At 68.5% G+C, this 22211-nt stretch carries 18 protein-coding genes and 1 riboswitch; of the genes, 14 read left to right on the top strand and 4 right to left on the bottom strand.

What is annotated here, in order from left to right:
- Nucleotides 1–75: 75 nt before the first annotated feature.
- A complete protein-coding gene (locus ACIA5H_RS16020; protein ID WP_379251512.1) occupies nt 76–1497 on the bottom strand; it encodes a short-chain fatty acyl-CoA regulator family protein in 1422 nt (473 codons plus the stop codon).
- Nucleotides 1498–1777: 280 nt separating this feature from the next.
- Here ACIA5H_RS16020 and ACIA5H_RS16015 point away from each other — a divergent pair, with 280 nt between their 5' ends.
- Complete coding sequence (locus ACIA5H_RS16015; protein ID WP_397076624.1) at nt 1778–2149, top strand: nuclear transport factor 2 family protein; 372 nt, start codon at nt 1778–1780, stop codon at nt 2147–2149.
- A 5-nt stretch (nt 2150–2154) separates the two neighbouring features.
- Here the strand turns inward: ACIA5H_RS16015 and ACIA5H_RS16010 are convergent, their stop codons facing one another.
- Nucleotides 2155–2397, bottom strand: a complete 243-nt coding sequence (locus ACIA5H_RS16010) for a hypothetical protein (RefSeq protein ID WP_397076623.1) — start codon at nt 2395–2397, stop codon at nt 2155–2157.
- A gap of 549 nt (nt 2398–2946) precedes the next feature.
- Complete coding sequence (gene metE / locus ACIA5H_RS16005) at nt 2947–5217, bottom strand: 5-methyltetrahydropteroyltriglutamate--homocysteine S-methyltransferase (RefSeq protein ID WP_397076697.1); 2271 nt, start codon at nt 5215–5217, stop codon at nt 2947–2949.
- Between the two features lie 164 nt (nt 5218–5381).
- Nucleotides 5382–5569, bottom strand: a riboswitch (cobalamin riboswitch).
- Nucleotides 5570–6129: 560 nt separating this feature from the next.
- Between metE and ACIA5H_RS16000 the strand changes: the two genes are divergently transcribed.
- From ACIA5H_RS16000 to coaD, 3 genes are read left to right on the top strand one after another with little or no spacing between them, the layout of a single operon-like run.
- Entirely contained in the window at nt 6130–9534 is a 3405-nt protein-coding gene (locus tag ACIA5H_RS16000) for a pyruvate carboxylase (protein WP_379251509.1), read from the top strand.
- The gene (gene rsmD, locus ACIA5H_RS15995) at nt 9531–10094 is read left to right on the top strand and encodes a 16S rRNA (guanine(966)-N(2))-methyltransferase RsmD (protein ID WP_397076622.1); all 564 of its coding nucleotides are present in this window, start codon (nt 9531–9533) and stop codon (nt 10092–10094) included. Before ACIA5H_RS16000 ends, rsmD begins: the two co-directional genes overlap by 4 nt.
- Before the next feature lie 53 nt (nt 10095–10147).
- A complete protein-coding gene (gene coaD, locus ACIA5H_RS15990; RefSeq protein ID WP_355069832.1) occupies nt 10148–10633 on the top strand; it encodes a pantetheine-phosphate adenylyltransferase in 486 nt (161 codons plus the stop codon).
- Between the two features lie 312 nt (nt 10634–10945).
- Here coaD and ACIA5H_RS15985 read toward each other — a convergent pair whose 3' ends face one another.
- Nucleotides 10946–11464, bottom strand: a complete 519-nt coding sequence (locus ACIA5H_RS15985) for a GtrA family protein (protein WP_379251507.1) — start codon at nt 11462–11464, stop codon at nt 10946–10948.
- A gap of 381 nt (nt 11465–11845) precedes the next feature.
- Between ACIA5H_RS15985 and ACIA5H_RS15980 the strand changes: the two genes are divergently transcribed.
- The 10 genes from ACIA5H_RS15980 (at nt 11846) to ACIA5H_RS15935 (ending at nt 22173) form a co-directional block, all read left to right on the top strand.
- Nucleotides 11846–12592, top strand: coding sequence for a DivIVA domain-containing protein (locus ACIA5H_RS15980; protein ID WP_356962422.1), 747 nt, complete (start codon nt 11846–11848; stop codon nt 12590–12592).
- 97 nt (nt 12593–12689) lie between these two features.
- On the top strand, nt 12690–13319 hold the full coding sequence (locus ACIA5H_RS15975; RefSeq protein ID WP_356962423.1) for a DUF177 domain-containing protein: 630 nt from the start codon (nt 12690–12692) through the stop codon (nt 13317–13319).
- A gap of 53 nt (nt 13320–13372) precedes the next feature.
- Complete coding sequence (gene rpmF, locus ACIA5H_RS15970; protein ID WP_014987105.1) at nt 13373–13555, top strand: 50S ribosomal protein L32; 183 nt, start codon at nt 13373–13375, stop codon at nt 13553–13555.
- Nucleotides 13556–13577: 22 nt separating this feature from the next.
- Nucleotides 13578–14291, top strand: coding sequence for a ribonuclease III (gene rnc, locus ACIA5H_RS15965; protein ID WP_379251505.1), 714 nt, complete (start codon nt 13578–13580; stop codon nt 14289–14291).
- A 1-nt stretch (nt 14292) separates the two neighbouring features.
- Complete coding sequence (gene mutM, locus ACIA5H_RS15960) at nt 14293–15153, top strand: bifunctional DNA-formamidopyrimidine glycosylase/DNA-(apurinic or apyrimidinic site) lyase (RefSeq protein WP_397076621.1); 861 nt, start codon at nt 14293–14295, stop codon at nt 15151–15153.
- Nucleotides 15154–15217: 64 nt separating this feature from the next.
- Complete coding sequence (locus ACIA5H_RS15955; RefSeq protein ID WP_379251503.1) at nt 15218–15799, top strand: dihydrofolate reductase family protein; 582 nt, start codon at nt 15218–15220, stop codon at nt 15797–15799.
- A gap of 28 nt (nt 15800–15827) precedes the next feature.
- Nucleotides 15828–16865, top strand: coding sequence for a PHP domain-containing protein (locus tag ACIA5H_RS15950; protein ID WP_355070980.1), 1038 nt, complete (start codon nt 15828–15830; stop codon nt 16863–16865).
- A 103-nt stretch (nt 16866–16968) separates the two neighbouring features.
- Nucleotides 16969–18495 (top strand): PstS family phosphate ABC transporter substrate-binding protein, encoded by a 1527-nt coding sequence (locus ACIA5H_RS15945; protein WP_397076620.1) that lies wholly within the window; start codon nt 16969–16971, stop codon nt 18493–18495.
- Between the two features lie 358 nt (nt 18496–18853).
- The gene (locus ACIA5H_RS15940) at nt 18854–20047 is read left to right on the top strand and encodes a glycosyltransferase family 4 protein (RefSeq protein ID WP_355070981.1); all 1194 of its coding nucleotides are present in this window, start codon (nt 18854–18856) and stop codon (nt 20045–20047) included.
- Nucleotides 20044–22173, top strand: coding sequence for a glycogen debranching N-terminal domain-containing protein (locus ACIA5H_RS15935; protein WP_379251500.1), 2130 nt, complete (start codon nt 20044–20046; stop codon nt 22171–22173). The genes ACIA5H_RS15940 and ACIA5H_RS15935 overlap by 4 nt, the downstream gene beginning before the upstream one ends.
- Nucleotides 22174–22211 lie beyond the last annotated feature (38 nt).

The following is a 22211-nucleotide window of genomic DNA, read 5'->3' as shown; positions in this document are numbered from 1 at the left end:
TGCTCGAGATCGACGCAGCGGCTCCGGGCGATCCGCGCCGGGCCGACCCGCACGAGCTCGCCGGAAGGGAAGTCGTCAGCGCCCGAGCCGCGGGTAGGGCAGGTCGGTGCTGGTGTGTTCGGCGACCGCCAACGGGCTGCCTATGTGCGGGAAGGCGCGCTGCGGACACGCGGGACGCTCGCACACTTTGCAGCCCGCGCCGATCGGGACCGAGGCCGCCGGGTCGTCCAGCTGCAACCCGGCCGAGTACACCAAGCGGTCGGCGTATTCGATATCGCAGCCGAGGCCGACGGCGAAGTTCTTCGCCGCGGTGCCGAACCCGTGTGGGGCGATCGCCGCGGTGCGCGCGATCCATAGATACCGGCGGCCGTCGGGCATCTCGGCCACTTGGGTCAGGATCCGGCCGGGATGGGAGAAGGCCTCGTGCACCACCCAGAGCGGACAACTGCCACCGACCCGGGAGAAGTGGAAAGCGGTCGCGGACTGACGTTTGGAGATGTTGCCCGCCCGGTCGGTGCGGACGAAGAAGAACGGAACGCCACGCTGGCCCTGCCGTTGCAGGGTGCTGAGCCGATGGCAGACGGTCTCGAACCCGACCTCGAAACGCAGGCCGAGCAGGTCGATGTCGTAGCGGAGTTCCTCGGCCGAGCGCAGGAACCGGCTGTAGGGCAGCACCAGCGCGCCCGCGAAGTAATTGGCCAGCCCGATCCGCGCCAGCGTGCGGGATTCGCCGCTGAGCGACGGGCTCTCGGCCAGCACGGCATCCAGCTCGGCCCCGTACAGGAGGAGGCCGAGCGTGGTGGCGATCTGAAAGGCGCGCTGGCCCGGCCGCAATCGGCGAGCGAGCGTGAGCGTGCGGGTCTCGGTGTCGTAGTGGCGTTTGGGGACGGTGGGGTCGGCGCCGTCGCCGCGCACCAGAACGGTGACGCCGGCGCGTTCCTCGGCGATGCGGGCGAGCTGGCGATCGAGCGAGCCGATGGTCAGCCCGGAATTCTCGAACAGTTGCTCGGCGGCGATGTCGAGTTGCGGAATGTGATTGTGGTGGTCGTAGAAGAAGTCGCGTACGTCCTCGTACGGCATGGGCACTCCGGGCGCGCCCGCGGGCGCGGACACCCGCGCGGACAGCAGGTCGAGCTGATCGGTGGCGGCGCGTAGGCGGCGATGCATGGCGACGACGATCCTGGCGACTTCCGGTTGGCGGGTCGCCAGCTCCTCCACCTCGGTCAGCGGCGCTGCGTGTCCGCCCGCGGCGTCGACCAGCACTTCGTGTAGATCCGATACGAGCCGCGCGTCGGAATCGGCGGCGAAGAACTGGACGTCCAGGTCGAAGGTGGAATTCAATTTCAGCAGTACGGGAATGGTGAGTGGGCGCTGGTCGCGCTCGAGCTGATTGAGGTAGCTCGGCGACAGATCCAGCGATTTCGCCAGAGCCGCCTGAGTCATTCTCCGCTCTTCACGCAACCGCCGAAGCCGGGCGCCCGCATACATCTTGCGCACGTGCACGATGGTAGCTGTGATTATTCGCAATCATCGCAATAACGCGCGCTATTACCCACAAAGATGTGCTTTTGCGAGGTGTCCAGCAATGTAATCGATCTGTGTAGCGTGCGAAGAGAGGTTTGCCACCGTGTCGTTGTGAACGCGTGAAATTCGCCGTTGCCCGCGGGCTGGAACGAAACCGACCCGGAAGTCGCTGACGCCCTTCCCTGCCGAGCAATTGCTTGGTTGAATCGAGGGGTTCCAATCCCCGCCCCGGCCCCAGGAAGTGAGCAGACGAATGCCCGATCCCGACGAGCTCGTGCGTGCGATGTGCCGAAGCTGGTCCGACCCTGATCCGCATCGGATCAGCGCGTACTTCGCCGAGGACGCCGTCTACCACAACATCCCGATGGAGCCCATCGTCGGCCGCGCCGCCATTCGCGACTTCATCGCGGGTTTCCTGACCACCTTCGACGCCATCGATTTCGACATCCACCACCAGATCGCCTCCGGCAACGTGGTGATGAACGAGCGCACCGACACCCTCCGCTCCGCCGGGCGCGAGACTCCGCTCCCGGTCATGGGTTTCTTCGAAGTCGCCGACGGCGCCATCACCACGTGGCGTGACTACTTCGACATGGTCGCCATCAACCGCGCCTTCGGACTGTAAGGGCCTCAGCCGAACAGATCGTTCTCGGATTCGGCTGTGGCGGCCTTGCGCGTCCAGGATTCGAGCCGGTCGAGATCGGTGCACCCGGTGATCTCGGCTCGCGTCTTCTGCCCGACGACGATCCCGCGCGCTTCCAGCACAAGGAGAAGGGCCCGCACCGCTTCTTCGGTCCGTCCTTCGTCGCGGCCTTGCGCGACGTACTTGCGGGCGAAGTCGCTCTGGTACTCGTACTTGAAGGTCGACGTCATGAGTTCCTCCAGTCGATGCCGGGCCGTCTTCGACAGGGCCGCGACAACAAGGTCATAGTACATTTTCGCCCGCTCGTCATCCGTGCTCTGCAATCCGGCTAGAAGTGCCTCGAACACACGATCGGCCTCCGGTCCGTCCGCGTGTGCGAGTGTGGAGAGGACGAGCGCTTCGTGCTGCTGTGTCGGAATGAAAGCTACATGGGCGCAAGGACATTCGGATCTAAGAAGTGAACTTTCGTATCGTATGGAACCGAACCGGCCATCGGTGCGTCGAAAGTAGGCAAGAGGGGAAAGACGGTGTCGTAGTCGACTAGTGAGGAGGGGTAGCCGATGGAGCGTTGTTCCGGGTGTCATACGGCGTGGCGGCGAGGGATGCGGGCGCGGGCGCGGGAGTTGCCGGTCACGCGGCGGGAAGAACCGTGTGACCGGTACACCCTACGGCGGCGGCAGCCGCCTCGGCCGGAACCCGAATCCGGCTGAGGCCGTAGTTGATCCGGTGCCCCCTTCAGCAGGTGAAGGGGGCACCGGATCGGCGATCTGGGGGTGGGGTTACCGCACGGCCGACGCTGCCGCGACCATGTTGCGGAGCGAGGCTTCCACCTCGGTGCGTCCCCTGGTCTTCAATCCGCAGTCGGGATTAACCCAAAGACGCTCGGCCGGAACGGCTTTCAATGCCGCGCGCAGCGATGTGGTGATCTCGTCAACGCTGGGCACCCGTGGAGAGTGGATGTCGTACACGCCGGGGCCGACGCCGAGGTCGAATCCCGCCGCGTTGAGGTCGTCGAGCACCTCCATGTGTGAGCGCGCCGCCTCTATGGACGTGACATCGGCGTCCAGTCCGGCGATCGCGTCGATCACCTCGCCGAACTCCGAGTAGCACAAATGCGTGTGGATCTGCGTCGCGTCGGACACCCCGGAGGTCGCGAGCCGGAACGACCGCACCGACCATTCCAGATACCCGGGCTGATCGGCCGCGCGCAGCGGAAGCAGTTCCCGCAAGGCGGGCTCGTCGACCTGGATGATCCTGATGCCCGCCGACTCCAGATCCACGGTCTCCTCCCGGATCGCCAGCGCCACCTGGCGGGCGGACTCGCCCAACGGCTGGTCGTCGCGGACGAACGACCACGCCAGAATGGTCACCGGGCCGGTCAGCATGCCCTTCACCGGCTTGTCGGTGAGCGACTGCGCGTAGCCGATCCACTCGACGGTCATCGGCTCCCGCCGCGCGACGTCCCCGAACAGGATCGGCGGCCGCACGCAGCGCGTCCCATAGGACTGCACCCAACCTTGCTCGGTCGCCGCGAACCCGTCGAGTTGCTCGGCGAAGTACTGCACCATGTCGTTGCGTTCCGGCTCGCCGTGCACCAGCACGTCCAACCCCAGCTCCTCCTGGAGCGCGATGACATCCGCGATCTCGGCCCGCATCCGGCGTACGTACTCCGCCCGATCGATCTCGCCCTTGCGCAGCGCGGCGCGCGCCAGCCGGATGGCCGAGGTCTGCGGGTAGGAACCGATCGTCGTGGTCGGCAGCGCGGGCAACCGCAGACGATCCCGTTGCAGTTCCCGGCGTTGTTCGGCGGGCGCGCGGCGGTCGGCCTCGGGCCCGAGCGCGGCGAGCGCGGCTCGCACGCGCGGATCGTTCAGCCGCGGATCCGACCACCGCGACGCCAGCGCCGCCCGCACCTCGGCCAACTCGGCGGCGATCCCCTCCGTGCCCTGGCTCAGCCCGGTGGCGAGCAGGCGCACCTCGGCCACCTTCTCCGCACCGAACGCCAGCCAGGACCGCAGCCGCTCGTCCAACCCGGTTTCCGCGGCCAGCGTGTACGGCACGTGCAGCAGCGAGCAGGAACTCGAAACCGCCACGTGCGCAGCGGATCCCAGCAACGTGCCGAGGGTGGCCATGGCGCGGTCCAGATCGGTGCGCCACACATTGCGGCCGTCGACGATCCCCGCGACGAGCAGTTTGCCGGTCAGCGCGGGCACGGCGGCCACCGCGGCGACGTCGGCGCCGGCCGTGAAATCGAGGGCGACCCCCTCTATTCCGGTGCTCGCCAGCGCCGTCAGCGCCGCATCCGGTCGCCCGAAGTAGGTCGCGACGAGGATCGCCGGGCGCTCGGCGGCGTCGGCGAGTTCCTCGTAGGTGACCTGCACCAGGTCGATTTCCTCCGCCGTGAGGTCGGTGACCAGCACCGGCTCGTCGATCTGCACCCATCCGGCACCGGCGACGGCGAGCCTGCGCAGCAGTTCCCGATACAGCGGCAGCAGCTCGATCAGCCGGGCGAGCGCCGAGCCGCCGGTCGCCTTCGCCAGTTTGAGGAAGGTGATCGGCCCGATCACCACCGGCCGCGCGGGCACCCCGAGCTCCAGTGCTTCCCGCAGTTCCGCGAGCAGCTTCTCCGGGTGCAGCGAGAAGGCGGTCTCCGGCTCGATTTCCGGCACCAGGTAGTGGTAGTTGGTGTCGAACCACTTGGTCATCTCCAAGGGCTCGACCGTGTCGGTGCCGCGCGCGGCGGCGAAATACCGTTCCAGCGGGTCCGCGATCCCGGCGACCCGGGGCGGCAGCGCGCCCAGCAACTCGGCGGTGTCGAGCATCTGGTCGTAGTAGGAGAACGTGCCGATCGGAACGGAGTCCAGGCCCGCGGCCCGTAATTCGGCAAATTGGGCGTGCCGGAGGTCGCGCGCCACGGCGTGCAACTGGTCGGCGTCGATCTTGCCCGCCCAATAGGCTTCGGTGGCCCGCTTCAGTTCGCGCCGCGGCCCCACTCGTGGAAGCCCGAGAACCGTAGCGGTAAACGGCTTTTGCTGTGCAACAGTCACGATGTTTCTCCATTGCTGAGGACGAAAGCCATCGCCATACGGGCAGGCGGAGAACCCGGTGACATGCCGGTGATGTTCCCGGCGGAGCCCGACACGTCAGCTGGTGATCCGCACGCCCAGTCCACGAGGCGGTGGCCGCCGGGTACGGCGTACCCGGCACGGCTGGCAGGTCTTCGGACTCGCGGGCACCGGCCGTGCGGGCCGACATACGCCGGAGTGCTCCCGATGGCCGACCTACTGGCCGTCGCTTCCCAAGTCGCCGAACCTTCCGGATCGCTGAACTCAGTGCCTGGTGACGGCGGTCGTTCCTGCATACCGCTGCGGGACAGTCCCGGATTCCCACCGGGTTCCCTCTCACCCGCCGTGACGTCGCCGCACGGGCGGGCTCGACTCCGTGGCGCGACGTCGGGGCTCCATCTCGTCGTGCTGCGGTGAACCAGCTGCCCACTCAGCATAGGACGCGGCCGAGCGAGCACACGGCGAGGGATCGCACACCGGCATTTGCCCGCACCGCTCATCGCGTACCGATTCGGCACCTGCTTCCGTTCCGGCTATCGGCCGGGCCGCCCATGCGGACCCGGATCTGCTCTCGACCGGCTACCAGACCGCCGGGTCACCCGGGATTCACCTTTCCGAACTCGTCGTATGCGTGGTTCGCCTGGTCCGAGGGCGCGAACTCGTGCCAGGGGAGCGCGGCTCGATGCCGGGATCGACCACCGGGACGGCTGCTGGGCGGCCTCCGCCGCCGGACCCGAACCGAACCCGGCCTCGGGACAGCACACCGGTTGCTGCCGCACCGCTCATGTGTCGGGGCTGTGAACGCAACTTCGCAACCGTGCTAGTCGGTCTTGTGAAAAGGTTTGCGAAGGGGGATTCCATGTCGGTGCGGTTCACGCGGCCGGGTACCTTGGGTCAATGTTCTCGAAAGTCTTGGTTGCCAACCGTGGCGAGATCGCCATCCGCGCCTTCCGTGCGGCCTACGAACTCGGCATCGGGACGGTCGCCGTGTTTCCCTACGAGGACCGTAATTCGGTCCATCGGTTGAAGGCGGCGGAGTCGTACCAGATCGGCGAGCCCGGTCATCCGGTGCGGGCCTACCTGTCGATCGAGGCGATCATCGAGGCGGCCAAGTCGGCGGGCGCGGACGCGATCTACCCGGGGTACGGGTTCTTGTCGGAGAACCCGGATCTGGCGGCGGCATGCGCCCGCGAGGGCATCACCTTCATCGGACCGTCGGCCGAGGTGCTCGAACTGGCGGGTAACAAGGCGCGGGCGATCGCGGCGGCCAAGGCTGCCGGGCTGCCGGTGTTGCGTTCGAGCGCACCGTCGTCGGACGTGGAGGAGTTGCTGGCCGCGGCACGGGAGCTGGAATACCCCATCTTCGTGAAGGCGGTGGCCGGCGGCGGAGGGCGCGGGATGCGCCGGGTCGCCGCGCCCGAACAGCTGCGCGAGTCGATCGAGGCGGCCTCCAGGGAGGCGGAGTCGGCCTTCGGCGACCCGACGGTGTTCCTGGAACAGGCGGTGGTGAACCCCCGCCACATCGAGGTGCAGATCCTCGCTGATCAGCACGGGAACGTGATGCACCTGTTCGAGCGGGACTGCTCGGTGCAGCGCCGCCACCAGAAGGTGATCGAGCTGGCACCGGCACCCAATCTGGACCCCGCACTGCGGGAACGGATCTGCGCCGACGCGGTCGCCTTCGCCCGGCAGATCGGCTACTCGTGCGCGGGCACCGTGGAGTTCCTGCTCGACGAGCGCGGCAACCACGTCTTCATCGAGATGAACCCGCGCATCCAGGTGGAGCACACGGTGACCGAGGAGATCACCGACGTGGACCTGGTGCAGTCGCAGCTGCGCATCGCGGCGGGGGAGACGCTCGAGCAACTGGGTCTCAGCCAGGACGCCGTGACCATCCGGGGCGCGGCTTTGCAATGCCGGATCACCACCGAGGACCCGGCCAACGGATTCCGTCCCGACACCGGCCGGATCACCGCCTACCGCACACCCGGCGGCGCGGGCATCCGCCTCGATGGCGGCGCGAACCTGGGCGCCGAGATCGGCGCCTACTTCGACTCCATGCTGGTCAAGCTCACCTGCCGGGGCCGTGACTTCGGTACGGCGGTGGCGCGGGCGAGCCGGGCGCTGGCGGAGTTCCGGATTCGCGGCGTCGCCACGAACATTCCCTTCCTGCTGGCGGTGCTGGACGATCCGGACTTCAAGGCGGGCCGGGTCACCACCTCGTTCATCGACGAGCGTCCGCAGCTGCTGACCCTGCGCCGGTCCGCTGACCGCGGCACCAAGATCCTCGACTACCTGGCCGACGTCACGGTGAACAAGCCGCACGGCGATCGGCCGACCACGGTGTACCCGCACGACAAGTTGCCCGCGATCGATCTGAGCGTGCCGCCGCCGGACGGCTCGCGGCAGCGGCTGCTGCGGCTGGGTCCGGAGGGTTTCGCGCGGGCGTTGCGTGAGCAGAAGGCGGTCGGCGTCACCGACACCACCTTCCGCGACGCGCACCAATCGCTGCTGGCCACCCGGGTGCGCACCAACGGTCTGCTGGGCGTGGCGGGGCATGTGGCGCGATTGACTCCGGAGTTGCTGTCGATCGAGGCGTGGGGCGGAGCGACCTACGACGTGGGGCTGCGGTTCCTGTACGAGGACCCGTGGGAGCGGCTGGCGGCGTTGCGCGAGGCGATCCCGAACATCTGCCTGCAGATGCTGCTGCGCGGCCGCAACACCGTCGGCTACACCCCGTATCCGGAGGCGGTGACCCGCGCGTTCGTCTCGGAGGCGACCGCCACGGGTATCGACATCTTCCGTATCTTCGACGCGCTCAACAATGTCGACCAGATGCGTCCGGCCATCGATGCGGTCCGCGAGACCGGTACCGCGATCGCGGAGGTCGCGATCAGCTACACCGGGGATCTGTCGAATCCGGACGAGTCGCTCTACACCCTGGACTACTACCTGAAGCTGGCCGAGCAGATCGTCGACGCGGGCGCGCACGTGCTCGCGATCAAGGACATGGCGGGTCTGCTGCGCGCCCCGGCCGCGACCACACTGGTCACCGCGTTGCGCAGCAATTTCGATCTGCCGGTGCACGTGCACACCCACGACACCCCGGGCGGGCAGCTGGCCACTTATCTGGCCGCGTGGCAGGCCGGCGCCGACGCCGTGGACGGGGCGAGCGCCGCGATGGCGGGCACCACCAGCCAGCCCGCGCTCTCGGCGATCGTCGCCGCGGCGGCGCACAGCGAGTACGACACCGGGTTGAACCTGCAGAACGTGTGCGACCTGGAACCGTACTGGGAGGCGCTGCGGAAGGTGTACGCCCCCTTCGAGTCCGGGCTGCCCGCACCCACCGGTCGCGTCTACACCCACGAGATCCCCGGCGGGCAGTTGTCGAACCTGCGTCAGCAGGCCATCGCGCTCGGGTTGGGTGACAGGTTCGAGGAGGTGGAGGCGAAGTACGCCGCCGCCGACCGGCTGCTCGGCCGCTTGGTAAAGGTCACCCCGTCCTCGAAGGTCGTCGGTGACCTGGCGCTGGCGTTGGTCGGCACCGGTGTCGAGGTCGAGGATTTCGCCTCCGACCCGGGCCGCTACGACATCCCGGATTCGGTGATCGGTTTCCTGCGCGGGGAACTCGGCACACCCGCCGGCGGCTGGCCCGAACCGTTCCGCACCAAGGCTCTGGCCGGGCGCGGCGCGGCCAAGCCCGAGACACCGTTGACGCCCGCGGACGAGAAGGGCCTGTCCGGCAGCTCCGAGGAGCGTCGGGCGACGTTGAACCGGTTGCTGTTCCCCGGCCCCACCGCCGAATTCCTCGCCCACCGGGAGAAGTACGGCGATACCTCCGGGTTGTCGGCCAACCAGTTCTTCTACGGGCTGCGCCGCGGCGAGGAACACCGGGTGCAGTTGGAGAAGGGCGTAACCCTGCTCATCGGCCTCGAAGCGATCTCCGAGCCCGACGAGCGCGGTATGCGCACGGTGATGTGCATCTTGAACGGGCAGCTGCGGCCGGTCTCGGTGCGTGACCGGTCGATCGCCAGCGAGATCCCCGCGGCGGAGAAAGCCGACAAGGCCAACCCCGGCCACGTCGCGGCGCCGTTCGCCGGTGTCGTCACTCTCGCGGTGTCCGAAGGCGATTCGGTCGCGGCGGGCGACACCATCGGCACCATCGAGGCCATGAAGATGGAAGCCGCGATCACCGCGCCACGCGCGGGCATCGTCGGCCGCGTCGCCATCGGCTCCGTGCAGCAGGTCGAGGGCGGTGACCTGCTCATCGAACTGGCGGTGCGGGAGTCGTCCGCCGGATGACGAGGATCGTCGCGGGCGCGGCGGGCGGGCGGCGCCTCCGGGTGCCGCCGTCCGGCACCCGCCCGACCTCCGATCGCGTCCGGGAGGCGCTGTTCAGCGCGTTGGACGCCCGGTTGGACTTCGCCGGCGCGCGCGTCCTCGACTTGTACGCGGGTTCCGGCGCGCTCGGGCTGGAGGCGCTGTCGCGCGGCGCCGAGCACGCTTTGCTCGTCGAATCCGACCGGAAGGCGGCGGCCGTTGTTCGCGGCAATATCGCCGACCTCGGGCTGCCCGGCGCCGAATTGCGGGTCGCGACGGTGGCCAGTGTGCTGCAACTGGGCGGGGCGGGCGGCTTCGACGTGGTCTTCTCGGACCCGCCGTACGCGGTGGACAACGCCGCGGTGCTGGCCGACCTGAGCGCGCTGGCCGAGCGCGGTTGGCTGCGCCCAGGGGCGGTGGTCGTGCTGGAGCGTTCGGCGCGTTCCCCCGAAACCGCCTGGCCCGCAGGCTTCGTCCCGGCCAAGTCGCGCCGGTACGGCGAAACCCGCATCGAGCTGGCGGAGTTCGATCCGGACGAATAGGCGCGCGTGCGGCCACCCGTGCCCGGCCGCGTGCGTCCTGCTAGCGTCGCCTCATGGCAGGAGCACTGTGCCCCGGGTCGTTCGACCCCGTGACCTACGGACACCTCGACGTTTTCACCCGGGCGGCGGCCCAGTTCGACGAGGTCGTCATCACCGTCATGATCAACCCGAACAAGCAGGGCATGTTCACCGTCGACGAGCGCATCGAGATGCTGCGCGAGTCGACCGCGCACCTGGGCAACGTCCGGGTGGAGTCGTGGCAGGGGCTGCTGGTGGACTTCGCCCGCGAGCAGGGCATCACCGCCATCGTGAAGGGCCTGCGCGACGCGGGCGACTTCGGCTACGAACTGCAGATGGCGCAGATGAACAAGAAGCTCTCCGGCGTGGACACCTTCTTCATAGCCACCAACCCGTCGTTCAGCTTCCTGTCCAGCTCACTGGTCAAGGAGGTCGCCGCCTACGGCGGCGACGTCGCCGACATGCTGCCCCCCTCGGTACACAAGCGCCTCCTCGACCGCCTGGCCGAACGCAAGAACTGACCAACCGGGCCGCGAATCCGCAGGTGATCTCGCCTTCATCGAAAACCCGCCAGAACGCTGACGCGGTGGCGAACAACGGACCCTCTACGGGAAAACCACGGAGCCTTCATACCTGCAGACTCGACCGGGTGGTTCACCACCCGGTCGGGTCCGCCAAAGCAACTACTGATCACGCGCGAACATGGGTAACCCCCCGGGGGAACGCCCAGAACTCCAGCGGCTGTCGACGCAAGACCTGAACGCGACTCGCGTCCCACCCCACTGGTAAGGCCTGAATACTCGGAGAGGCGGGCAGCGAGGCGGGCGGGCAGCCTAGAACACCAGGCCGCGCAGGGCCAGGAAGCGCATGCCGCCGACCACAGCGGTGATCGCCAGGATCGCGACGGCCTGGGCGGTGTCCCCGAGTCCGGGAGCCCACAGACCCAGGGCGGCCAGCCCCGCGGTGGTGACGCCGAGTCCGACCAACGCGAGCCCGCCGCCTTCCCATTGCGCGGTGAACCAGCCGACCCGTTCCGCGGCGTGGAAGGTGAGCTGACGGTGCAGCTCGTTGGCGATCACGGTGCTGACGATCGAGCCCACGACGTTGGCGATCAGCGGTCCGACGCCGTGCATGGCGAAGAACAACAGGACGTACGCGATATTGCTGGAGCCGCCGACCAGCGCGAAACGGATCAACTGAGCGAAGGCTCGATCGCCGCGCAGGTACCGGGCGAGCCGGCCGAACCCGGTCGCCACCGAGGTCCTCGGCAGTGCCGGATAGGGGCCGGCCCACGGCACGAAGAAGCTGGTGGCGCTCACTCCTCCGGGTCGCGGCAGTTCCAGTAAGGTCATCGTCTTTCCGATCGAACACAAGCCCTCGGCAGGGACAACGGCGAGAGTGCTCGCATGCTTCCCCCGTCGACTCTTGGCAGGTTCCGTTCGTAGCGCATATTCGGCAATCGCTGACGTGTCGGCGCCTGTCAACATTCGACGGCGGGTTGTCCTTACCTCCGGCTTCCTTGTCCGCGATCCAGGGAACGCGGTAGGTGCTGAAGATCTTGGTCGACCTTCCAAGAAAATGTAACACGAAGCGGAGAGGAGGTCTCCACTTGATTTTGTGGCGTGCGAGACACTGACACGACACACCGGAAAGGGACTCGGCACGAGCCGTGACGAGGGGCACACTGGGCGTCGGCGGAGATTTCGCCGTGAGTCCGCAGGAGGGTAGTGAGCATGTATCGCGTTTTCGAAGCGCTCGATGAACTGGTCGCCATCGTCGAAGAGGCGCGCGGCATCCCCCCGACCCGCAGTTGCATCGTGCCGCGCGGCGACGTGCTGGAATTACTCGACGACGTCCGCGACGCGCTGCCCGGCGAACTCGACGACGCACAGGACGTGCTCGACCATCGCGACAAGATCGTCTCCGATGCCAGGACCGCGGCCGAGACCGCCGTGACCGGGGCGAACGAGCAGGCCGAGCGCACCATCGGCGCGGCGCGCGAGGAAGCCGACCGCATCCTCGCCGACGCCAAGGCGCATGCCGACCGGATGGTCGCCGAGGCGAGCGCGCACGCCGATCACCTGGTGGCCTCCGCTCAGGAGGCGGCCGATCGGGTGGTGGCCGACGGCAACGCCGAATACGAGGCGGTGACCGGCCGGGCGCGGGCCGAGTCGGAGCGGATGATCGATGCGGGCAAGGCCGCCTACGACCGCTCCGTCGCCGACGGGCTCGCCGAGCAGGAGCGGCTGGTCACGCAGACCGAGGTGGTGCGGGCCGCGCACGCCGAATCGGCCAGGGTGATCGACGCCGCGCACGCCGAGGCGGATCGCCTGCGCGAGGAATGCGACCACTACGTCGACTCCCGGCTCGCCGATTTCGAGGAGACGCTGACCAGCACGCTGCGCACGGTCGGGCGCGGGCGCCATCAACTGCGCAGCGGGGCGGGCGCACCCGACTACGCCACGGAATTCCGCAGGTAGCGGCCCCGAGCGCGATGGGCCGCGTTTGGGCGTGGACCGCGTGATCGCGTATTGTTGAGTGGTTGCCCGTATCCCCTCGATCGTGAGTGAGTCCGTGATGTCCGCCGGTTCCGGTTCCGCGTCGCGCCCCCGATCGGCCAAGCGCCGGTCGCCGGACGCCGCTTTCGTGCTGGACACTCGCAGCCTCGGCCGCAGGCCGGGGACCATGCGCGAACTGCGCCGTACCGTCACCACCGAGGAGCGGATCGGTCTGGATCTGATCGGCGTTCCGGTGGGTGCGCAGGTGGAATTGGATCTGCAGTTGCAGGCGGTGTCCGAGGGAGTGCTGGTCACCGGGACGGTCGAGGCGCCGATCGAAGGTGAGTGCTCGCGCTGCCTGGAGCCGTTCACCGACGCGGTCACCCTGCGGCTGACCGAGCTGTTCGCCTATCCGGACAGCACCACCGAGCAGACCACCGAGGACGACGAGATCTATCGCATGGACGACGACCTCATCGATCTGGAACCGGTGGTGATCGACGCCGTCGGGCTGGAGTTGCCGCTGCAACCGCTGTGCACCCCGGATTGCGCGGGACTGTGCCCGGAATGCGGCGTACGGATGGCGATTGCGGGATCCGACCACCGGCATGAGATACTTGACCCTCGCTGGGCCGGACTGGCCGGATTCGCCTCCGAATCGCCCGGCAGCGGCAGCCCCGACGAGGGTGCGGCCGACCGAGACCACTGAGCAAGACCGATCAGCCGAACCGGCAGAGCAATTAAGACAGAGGAGAAGTAGTCGTGGCCGTTCCCAAGCGCCGGATGTCCCGTTCCAACACCAGGTCGCGGCGCAGCCAGTGGAAGGCCACCGCGCCGACCCTGATCACCTGCCCGAACCGCGCCTGCGGCGAGAAGACCCTGCCGCACATCGCCTGCCCGTCCTGCGGCACCTACAAGGGCCGCCAGGTCACGGCGGCGGTCTGATCGTCCGATCTGTCGTAGCGACGTGACCGACGAACCCGACTCGTCCGGTGAACACGCGAGCCTGCTCGCCGCGTTGGGCGTCGACGTGCAGCCGGATCTGCTGCGTCTCGCACTGACTCATCGGTCGTACGCGTACGAGAACGGCGGTCTGCCGACGAACGAGCGTCTCGAGTTCCTCGGCGACTCCGTGCTCGGGCTGAGCATCACCGAACGGCTGTATCACGAGCATCCCTCGAAGTCCGAGGGTGAGCTGGCCAAACTGCGCGCGAGCGTTGTGAACATGCGCGCGCTGGCGGAGGTCGCCCGCGGGCTCGGTGCGGGCGGGCTCGGTGCCCACCTGCTGCTCGGCAAGGGCGAGGAGCTCACCGGCGGCCGGGACAAGGAGAGCATCCTCGCCGACGGTATGGAGTCGTTGCTCGGCGCCGTGCATCTGGAGCACGGCATCGAGGTGGCTCGCGCCGTGGTGCTGCGGCTGTTCGCCGAGCTGCTCGAGCGCGGACCGCGGATGGGCGCGGGCCTGGACTGGAAGACGAGCCTGCAGGAACTCACCGCCGAGCGTGGTCTCGGCGTGCCCAGCTACGAGATCACCTCGACCGGGCCGGACCACGACAAGGAATTCACCGCCACCACGGTGATCGGCGGCCGGGCCTACGGGCAGGGCGTCGGACGGTCGAAGAAGGAAGCCGAGCAGAAGGCCGCGGGGGCCGCCTACGAGGCGCTGACCGCCGAAACCTGACGTGCCCGAACTTCCCGAGGTCGAGGTCGTGCGGCGCGGGCTCGCCGAGCACGTGGTCGGCCGGATGATCGAATCGGTGGCGATCACCCATCCCCGCTCGGTGCGCCGCCATCTCGAAGGCGCCGCCGATCTCGCCGCACGGCTGACCGGCCTGAAGGTCGAGTCGGCCGAGCGGCGCGGCAAATTCCTCTGGCTCACCTTCGACGATCCGGAGGCGGCGCTCGTCGTGCATCTCGGCATGAGCGGTCAGATGCTGGTCCAGCCCGCGGAAGCGCCGCTGGAGAAGCACGCCCACATCCGCGCCACTTTCGGCGACGGCACCCAGCTGCGCTTCGTCGACCAGCGCACCTTCGGTGGCTGGGCGCTCGCGCCGCTCGTCGAGGTGGACGGCACCCTGGTGCCCGAGCCGGTCGCGCACATCGCTCGCGATCCGCTGGATCCGCGTTTCGACGTCGAATCCGTGGTCGCCGTCATCCGGGGCAAGCAGAGTGAGATCAAGCGCGTGCTGCTCGACCAAGGCGTGGTCTCCGGCATCGGCAACATCTACGCCGACGAGGCGCTGTGGCGGGCCGAGATCCACGGGGGACGGACCGCCTCCGGGCTGTCCAGACCCGCGGTGCGCGGGTTGCTCGCCGAAGTCGGCACTGTGATGGGCGAAGCGCTCGCCGCGGGCGGTACGTCGTTCGACGCACTCTATGTGAACGTCAACGGCCAGTCGGGCTACTTCGAACGCTCCCTGGCCGTATACGGTCGGGAGCACGAGCCGTGTCGCCGGTGTGGTGCGCCGATCATCCGCGAGCGGTTCATGAACCGCTCGTCCTACTCCTGCCCGCGCTGCCAGCCGAAGCCTCGTCGTCGTTAGCGCGGGCGAGCTACCGTTTCCTCAGGGCGGTTCGGAATGTCAGCCGACCGTGAGGAAGGGAAGCATGCGCAAGCTCACCTATTACGTCGCGTCGACGATCGACGGTTTCATCGCCACCGAGGACGGCTCGGTCGACTTCTTCCCGGTCGGCGGCGACCACGGTCCCTCGATCAACGCGCAGTATCCCGAGACGCTGCCGACCAAGGTGCGCGAGGCGATCGGGTTGGAGGAGCGCAATCGCTACTTCGACACGGTGCTGATGGGACGCAAGACGCACGACTTCGGCGTCCGCACCGGCACCTCCACTCCCTACGCGCATCTGCGGCAATTCGTGGTCTCGACCACCCTGCCCGAGAGTCCCGACGCGGCCGTGGAGCTGATCTCGGAGAACCCGATCGCGAAGGTTCGCGCACTCAAGCGGGAGAGCGGGCTGGGTATCTGGTTGTGCGGCGGCGGGGAACTGGCGCAGGCGCTGCTGCCGGAGATCGACCAGATCTTCCTCAAGCTCTACCCGATCGTGCTCGGCAGCGGCCGTGCGCTGTTCGGCGCCGGGTCGCGGCTGCCGGAACCGGCCAAGTTCCGGGTGATAACCAGCACGGTGTTCGAGGACGGTGTGGCCTTCGTCAAATACAGCCGGGTGCACTGACCCGGTGCCCGGTCAGGAATCGAGCGGGATGCCGGACGCCGCCGCGGCGCCCGGTCCGGAGGCGGCGCTACGGGAGATCGGCTTCTGGCTGGAGCGCTCCCGGGCTGAGACCCACCGGGTGAAGGCCTACCGGCGCGCCGCCGACGTCGTCGCGGAGTTGTCCGCCGACGAGCGCGAGGCGCGCCGGGCGGCAGGCACTTGGACCGAGCTGGCCGGCATCGGGCCCAAGACCGCCGCCGTCATCGAACAGGCGTACGCGGGCGTGGTGCCGCGGTACCTGAGCGAGTTGCGGGCGGCCGCGCAGCCGATCGGGGCGCCGGGCAAGCCGTTGCGCGAGCTGCTGCGCGGCGATCTGCACACCCACTCGAACTGGTCCGACGGCGGCAGCCCGATCGAGGAGATGATGCGAGTCGCGGCCGCGCTCGGGCACGAATACTGCGCCCTGACCGACCATTCCCCGCGCCTGACCGTGGCCAACGGCCTGTCCGCCGACCGGTTGCGCAGGCAGCTGGACGTGGTGGCCGAGCTCAACGACCGGATGGCGCCGTTCCGCATCCTCACCGGCATCGAGGTGGACATCCTCGACGACGGCACCCTCGATCAGCAGGCGGATCTGCTCGCCCGGTTGGACGTGGTCGTGGCCAGCGTGCATTCGCGTCTGCGCGACGACAGCGCGACCATGACCAAGCGCATGGCGTACGCGGTCGCCGATCCCAACGTCGACGTGCTCGGTCACTGCACCGGCCGCCTGGTCACGGGGGGACGCGGCACCAGGCCGGAGTCGACGTTCGACGCCGAGGTGGTGTTCGAGGCGTGCCGCACCTACGGCACCGCCGTGGAGATCAACAGCAGGCCCGAACGACTGGATCCGCCTTCGCGATTGCTGCGCCTGGCCGCCGAGATGGGTTGTCACTTCTCGATCGACACCGACGCGCACGCACCCGGCCAGCTCGACTGGCAGGGGTACGGTTGCGAGCGCGCGCTCGCCAACGGCGTCGCGGCGGAACGGGTGATCAACACCTGGCCGCTGGCGGATCTGCTGGCGTGGACTCGCGCGCAAGCGTGACCGCCGGGTTAACTTGTACCGAACAATACGACTTCGCCTGTGTCCGAAGGCTATTGCGGCACAGAATAAGGGTCACACGAATCGCTAGGGGTGGGATCAACTGGTGGGCGACTTTCCGCTCGAAATCGTACTCGCGCTCATCGGTATCGCGGTGCCCATCGGCGCGTTCCTGTGGGAGTTCGTCTTCGCCGGCCGCAGGCGCCTTGGCTATCGGGTGCAGATGGATACGCCGGTCACCGGTGAGATCGAATCGGTGTTTCCCGGTGTGCTCCCGCAACTGCGCCCCTCGCTCGACGGCGCCAGTCCGGACCTGAAGGACATCTCGGTCGTTCTGGTGCGCGTCGAGAACAGCGGCATCACGACCATCGACAGCCACGACTACAAAGCGCCGGAAGCCGCGCGGATCGGCCTGCATCTGCGTTTTCCGCAGCGCCGCGTGATCGGCATGGCGGTGAACGAACTCAGCGATCCCGCGTTGGCCGACAACCTCGACGCCGATTCCGGCATCGCGGTGCGCGAGGACACCGGCGGGCACATCGGTGTGATCGACCTGCCGAAGGTGCCGCTCGCCCCCGGCGATCACTACAAAATTCTGGCGATCCTGCAGCGTTCGGAGGGCGTGGGCGAATACCCGCCGCCGGCGTTGCGCGGCGGCATCAAAGGCGGGCGGATCACCGAGACCCGCAGCCGCACCGGCGTTTCCCTGATGATGGTCGCGCTCACGGTCTTCTTGGTGCTGGTGATCGTCGTCCAGTTGGTGGTGTCCGCACTGGAGCCGTCGCCGACGCCGCTGGAGTGCGCCTCCGGCAAACTGACCGTGATCGGGTCTTCGGCGTTCGCCCAGGTGATCGAAGACGCCGCCGAGCAGTATCGGAAGAGTTGCGTCGGCGCCGATTTCACCTACGGCTTCGAAGGATCCGAGCGCGGACTGGACCGGCTCGCCGAAGAAGGCGCGGGCAATCCCGGGTTGCTCGCCGTCACCGACGGTGCGAAGGGCGGCGGCTATCCGACACTGGTGCACCGGCCGCTGGCGTTGTCGCTGTTCACCATGATCGCGCATCCCGGCGTCGGCGTCCGCGACCTCACCGCCGCCCAGATCCAGGATCTGTTCCGGGGCAGGATCGGCAACTGGCGCGAGGTGGGCGGTTCGGACTTGCCGGTGGTGCTGGTCAACCGCATACCCGGCTCGGGCACGCGCACCATCTTCGAACGCAGGCTGCTCGGCGGCACGCAGCCGGAGCGCCCGCACGTGAGCTGCACGGCGTTGAAGGGCACGGTCGTCACCGCGCCCGCGCAGTGCGAGGTGCAGGTCACCGCCGACATGCGCAAAGCGGTGGCCGAAATACCAGGGGCCATTGGCTATTCGGAATTCTCCGAGGCCGTCGGAGCCGGTCTGCCGACCATCGCGATCGAGGGCGTCGGCGCGAGCCGGGACGCCGCCGTGCGGCACGCCTATCCCTTGTGGGGCGTCGAGTACGCCTACAGCAACGGCGAGTTGCCCGGTGGGTCGCTCGCCGCGAGCTTCCTGCACTTCCTGACCGCTCAGACCGGCAAAGAGGTGCTGCGCGCGCACGGCAACGCGCCGTGTGCCGACCTGCCCGATCCCGGTCGCTGCCTGCCGGATCAGTGACCCCGGACGTCGTTCCCATGGTCCGGCGGACAACGCGGGGCCACCGGACTACCCATCGGTAGCCGAACGAACGCTGCGGGAGGGGATTTTTCCCGAACTGTTTGGTTTGAACGGCACCCCCTGAGGTACCTCCCACTCGGCCCCCCTGATCATGCCGACCGCGTGACCAGGCCAACCAAGCCCCATGGACGGCGGTGCAGCTAGGTCTTCACCTCCGCCGCGGGGGCCACTTAGTTCAGTTCGGCGCCCGGTACTCCGAGTGCTGGGTGAATGCGAGTGCTACTTGGTTGTCCCTGGAAGGAGGGTCATGAGCGCGCTTTCCGTGCCGATTTCCGCGCAGGCGTCGTCCGATCTGGAGATGCCGTCGTCCGACTACTTGTCGACAGATCGTTCCAGCGGCCCGTTTCGCATCGCGATGGTCGTGCCACCGTACTTCGACGTCCCGCCCAAGGCATACGGCGGCGTCGAGGCCGTGGTGGCCGACCTGGTCGACGCGCTGGTGGCTCGCGGCCACGACGTCACGCTGTTGGGCGCGGGGGAGCCGGGGACGAAGGCCAAGTTCGTGCCGGTGTGGGACCGGGCGCTGCCCGAACGCCTCGGAGAGCCGTTTCCCGAGGTCGTGCACGCGTTGCGGGTGCGCCGCGCGATCGAGAACCTCGCGGCCACTTCCGGTGTGGACCTGGTGCACGACCACACGTTCGCGGGGCCGCTGAACGCGACCGTCTTCCAGAACATGGGCCTTCCGACGGTGCTGACCGTCCACGGGCCGGTGGAGGACGATATCTACCGCTACTACCAGGATCTGGGCGACGAGGTCGCCTTGGTGGCGATCAGCGACCGCCAGCGCGAGCTCGCGCAGGGTCTCAACTGGTCCGGACGGGTGCACAACGCACTGCACGTCGACGATTGGCCGTTCCGCGTCGAGAAGGACGACTACGCGCTGTTCCTCGGGCGGTTCAACGAGTGCAAGGCCCCGCACTTGGCGCTGGAAGCCGCGCACGCCGCGGGTATCCCGCTGGTGCTGGCCGGCAAGTGCAGCGAGCGTCCCGAGCAGGCCTATTTCGAGGAGAAGGTGCGACCGCTGCTGACGGAAAACGATCACGTGTTCGGTCTCGCCGACGCGACGGCCAAGCGTAAGCTGCTTGCGAACGCGCGTTGCCTGTTGTTCCCGATCCGCTGGGAGGAACCGTTCGGCATGGTGATGATCGAATCCATGGTCTGTGGCACGCCGGTGGTCGCGCTGCGCGGCGGGGCGGTGTCCGAGGTGATCGTCGACGGCGTAACCGGCCGGATCTGTGAGGATCCCGCCGAATTGCCCGCGGCCATCGAAGAGGTCAGGGCGCTGGATCCGTACGCTTGCCGAGCGCACGTGCAGGCCAAGTTCGGCTCCGACACGCTCGGTTTCGGATACGAGCAGGTGTATCGCCGGGTCCTGCGCTCCAAGAAGCGGTCCGGGGCGGTGCCGCTCGACACCGCGGCGGCCGTGACCACGCCACTCGACGACCCGGCGCCCGCCTCTCCGATCCGGATCGCGGCGAGCGGCTTGGCGTGACCGATTCCGTACCGGTGAGCCCCGCCCCCCTGAACTCCGGTGAGTCCACCGGGTTCGGGGGGTGCGGCTCGGTGACCCTGGTGGAAGGCGGCACCTTCTGCCTGTCCAATCGGCTCGGCGACGTCGAGCCGGGTAAGCCGCACGGCTTGTTCTTCCGGGACGCCCGCGTGCTGTCGCGCTGGGAGTTGCTGGTGAACGGCAAACCCGCCGAGTCGCTTTCGGTGCTCAGTCCGGAGGCGTTCGCCGCCAGGTTCGTGTTGCGCAGGCCCCCGCAGGCGGGCCTGGCCGACAGCACGTTGCTGGTGGTGCGCGAACGGATCGTGGCCGACGGCATGCACGAGCTGATCACGTTGGAGAACATGGGCCGCGAGCCCACCGCGGTGCTGCTGGAACTGCATGTGGACGCCGACTTCGTCGACCTGTTCGCGGTGAAGGAAGGACGCGCAGGACACGGGCGGGCGGACGTGACGGTCGCCGACGGGGAACTGGTGCTGCACGATCACGCCGACCGCAGCCGGGGCATCTCGATCTCGGCGACCGTGGAACCCGAGGTGATGCCCGGTTCGCTGCTGTGGCGGGTGATCGTGCCGGTCGGCGAATGCTGGCAGGCCGAGATCATCGCCCAGCCGACCGTGGGCAACCAGCGATTCCAGGCGATCTCGCCGGGCGAGCACTACAACGTCAGCGCGCCGGGCCGCAAGATCGAGGCGTGGCGCGACACCGCCACCGACATCGCCGCCTCCGATCCGGCGCTCACCCGGGTGCTGCGCCGCACCGAGAGCGACTTGGGCGCCTTGCAGATGCACGACGAATCCGGCGACGCGCGGCCTTTCGTGGCCGCGGGCGCACCGTGGTTCATGACCCTGTTCGGCCGCGACAGCCTGCTCACCGCGTGGATGGCGCTGCCGCTGGAGATCGATCTGGCGCTGGGCACGCTGCAACAGTTGGCGGAACTGCAAGGGCAGGACGTGAACCCGCTCACCGAGGAGGAACCCGGCCGCATCATGCACGAGATGCGCCGCGGGCCCGCGGGCGGACAGGTGTTCGGCGGCCACATCTACTACGGAACCGCCGACGCCACACCGCTGTTCGTGATGCTGCTGGCCGAATGTCACCGCTGGGGCGCCGATCCGGAGGCGATCCGGCACTTGCTGCCCGCCGCCGACGCCGCGCTGCACTGGATCACCGACTACGGCGACCGGGACGGAGACGGCTTCGTCGAGTACCGCCGCGCCACCGATCGCGGCCTGGTCAACCAGGGCTGGAAGGACAGCTTCGACGGAATCAACGACGCAACCGGCCATATCGCCGAAGCGCCCATCGCCCTGTGCGAGGTGCAAGGGTACGTGCACGCCGCGCTGCTGGCCAGGGCCGAACTGGCGGAGGCTTTCGACGACTTGCGGTTGGCCGGTCAGCTGCGCGAACGCGCGGCGGAGTTGCGCGTCAAGTTCGCCGAACAGTTCTGGCTGCCCGACCGCGGCTGGTATGCCGTGGCGCTGGACGGCGGAAAGCGCCAGGTCGACGCGCTGACCAGCAATGTCGCGCACTGTCTCTGGTCGGGCATCGCCACCGACGAGCACGCCGCGGAGCTGGTGTCGCGGATGGCGGCCCCGGAGATGGATTCCGGCTTCGGGTTGCGCACGCTGGCGTCGAACATGGGCGCCTACAACCCGATGAGCTATCACTGCGGCTCGGTCTGGCCGCACGATACGGCGATCGCGGTGGCGGGGCTGCTGCGCTACCGGCACGTTCCCGGCGCGGTGGAGCTGGCCACTCGGCTGGCCACCGGCTTGTTGGACGCGGCCGCGGTGTTCGACGGACGCCTGCCGGAGCTGTTCTGCGGCTTCCCTCGGTCTCGATTCGCCACGCCCGTGCCGTATCCGACGTCCTGCTCGCCGCAGGCGTGGGCCAGCGCGGCGCCGCTGTTGCTGGTGCGCGCGTTCCTCGGGCTCGATCCCGACGCGCCGACCAGGACGCTCACCGTTCGACCGCAGCTGCCCGCGCGGTGGGGCAAGGTGTCGCTGCGCGCGCTGCGGCTCGGTGCGACCACCGTCGACCTCGAGGCAGAAGGCGCGCAGATCACCGCGGCGCGCTTGCCCGACGACTGGCGGTTGGTGACCCGATGACCCGCACCGATTGCCGCGGGTCGGGAGCGGGTATGCCC

The sequence above is a fragment of the Nocardia sp. NPDC051900 genome (assembly GCF_044452545.1).
Classification (GTDB): Bacteria; Actinomycetota; Actinomycetes; order Mycobacteriales; family Mycobacteriaceae; genus Nocardia; species Nocardia sichangensis.
The sequence above is the reverse complement of the archived record's forward strand: the minus strand, read 5'-3'. Positions and strand labels throughout refer to the sequence as shown.

Coding starts and splice junctions, on each gene's coding strand:
- ACIA5H_RS16015 (WP_397076624.1), top strand. CDS start 1,778: ATGCCCGATCCCGACGAGCTCGTGCGTGCGATGTGCCGAAGCTGGTCC.
- ACIA5H_RS16010 (WP_397076623.1), bottom strand. CDS start 2,397: ATGACGTCGACCTTCAAGTACGAGTACCAGAGCGACTTCGCCCGCAAG.
- ACIA5H_RS16000 (WP_379251509.1), top strand. CDS start 6,130: ATGTTCTCGAAAGTCTTGGTTGCCAACCGTGGCGAGATCGCCATCCGC.
- rsmD (WP_397076622.1), top strand. CDS start 9,531: ATGACGAGGATCGTCGCGGGCGCGGCGGGCGGGCGGCGCCTCCGGGTG.
- coaD (WP_355069832.1), top strand. CDS start 10,148: ATGGCAGGAGCACTGTGCCCCGGGTCGTTCGACCCCGTGACCTACGGA.
- ACIA5H_RS15985 (WP_379251507.1), bottom strand. CDS start 11,464: ATGACCTTACTGGAACTGCCGCGACCCGGAGGAGTGAGCGCCACCAGC.
- ACIA5H_RS15980 (WP_356962422.1), top strand. CDS start 11,846: ATGTATCGCGTTTTCGAAGCGCTCGATGAACTGGTCGCCATCGTCGAA.
- ACIA5H_RS15975 (WP_356962423.1), top strand. CDS start 12,690: ATGTCCGCCGGTTCCGGTTCCGCGTCGCGCCCCCGATCGGCCAAGCGC.
- ACIA5H_RS15955 (WP_379251503.1), top strand. CDS start 15,218: ATGCGCAAGCTCACCTATTACGTCGCGTCGACGATCGACGGTTTCATC.
- ACIA5H_RS15950 (WP_355070980.1), top strand. CDS start 15,828: ATGCCGGACGCCGCCGCGGCGCCCGGTCCGGAGGCGGCGCTACGGGAG.
- ACIA5H_RS15940 (WP_355070981.1), top strand. CDS start 18,854: ATGCCGTCGTCCGACTACTTGTCGACAGATCGTTCCAGCGGCCCGTTT.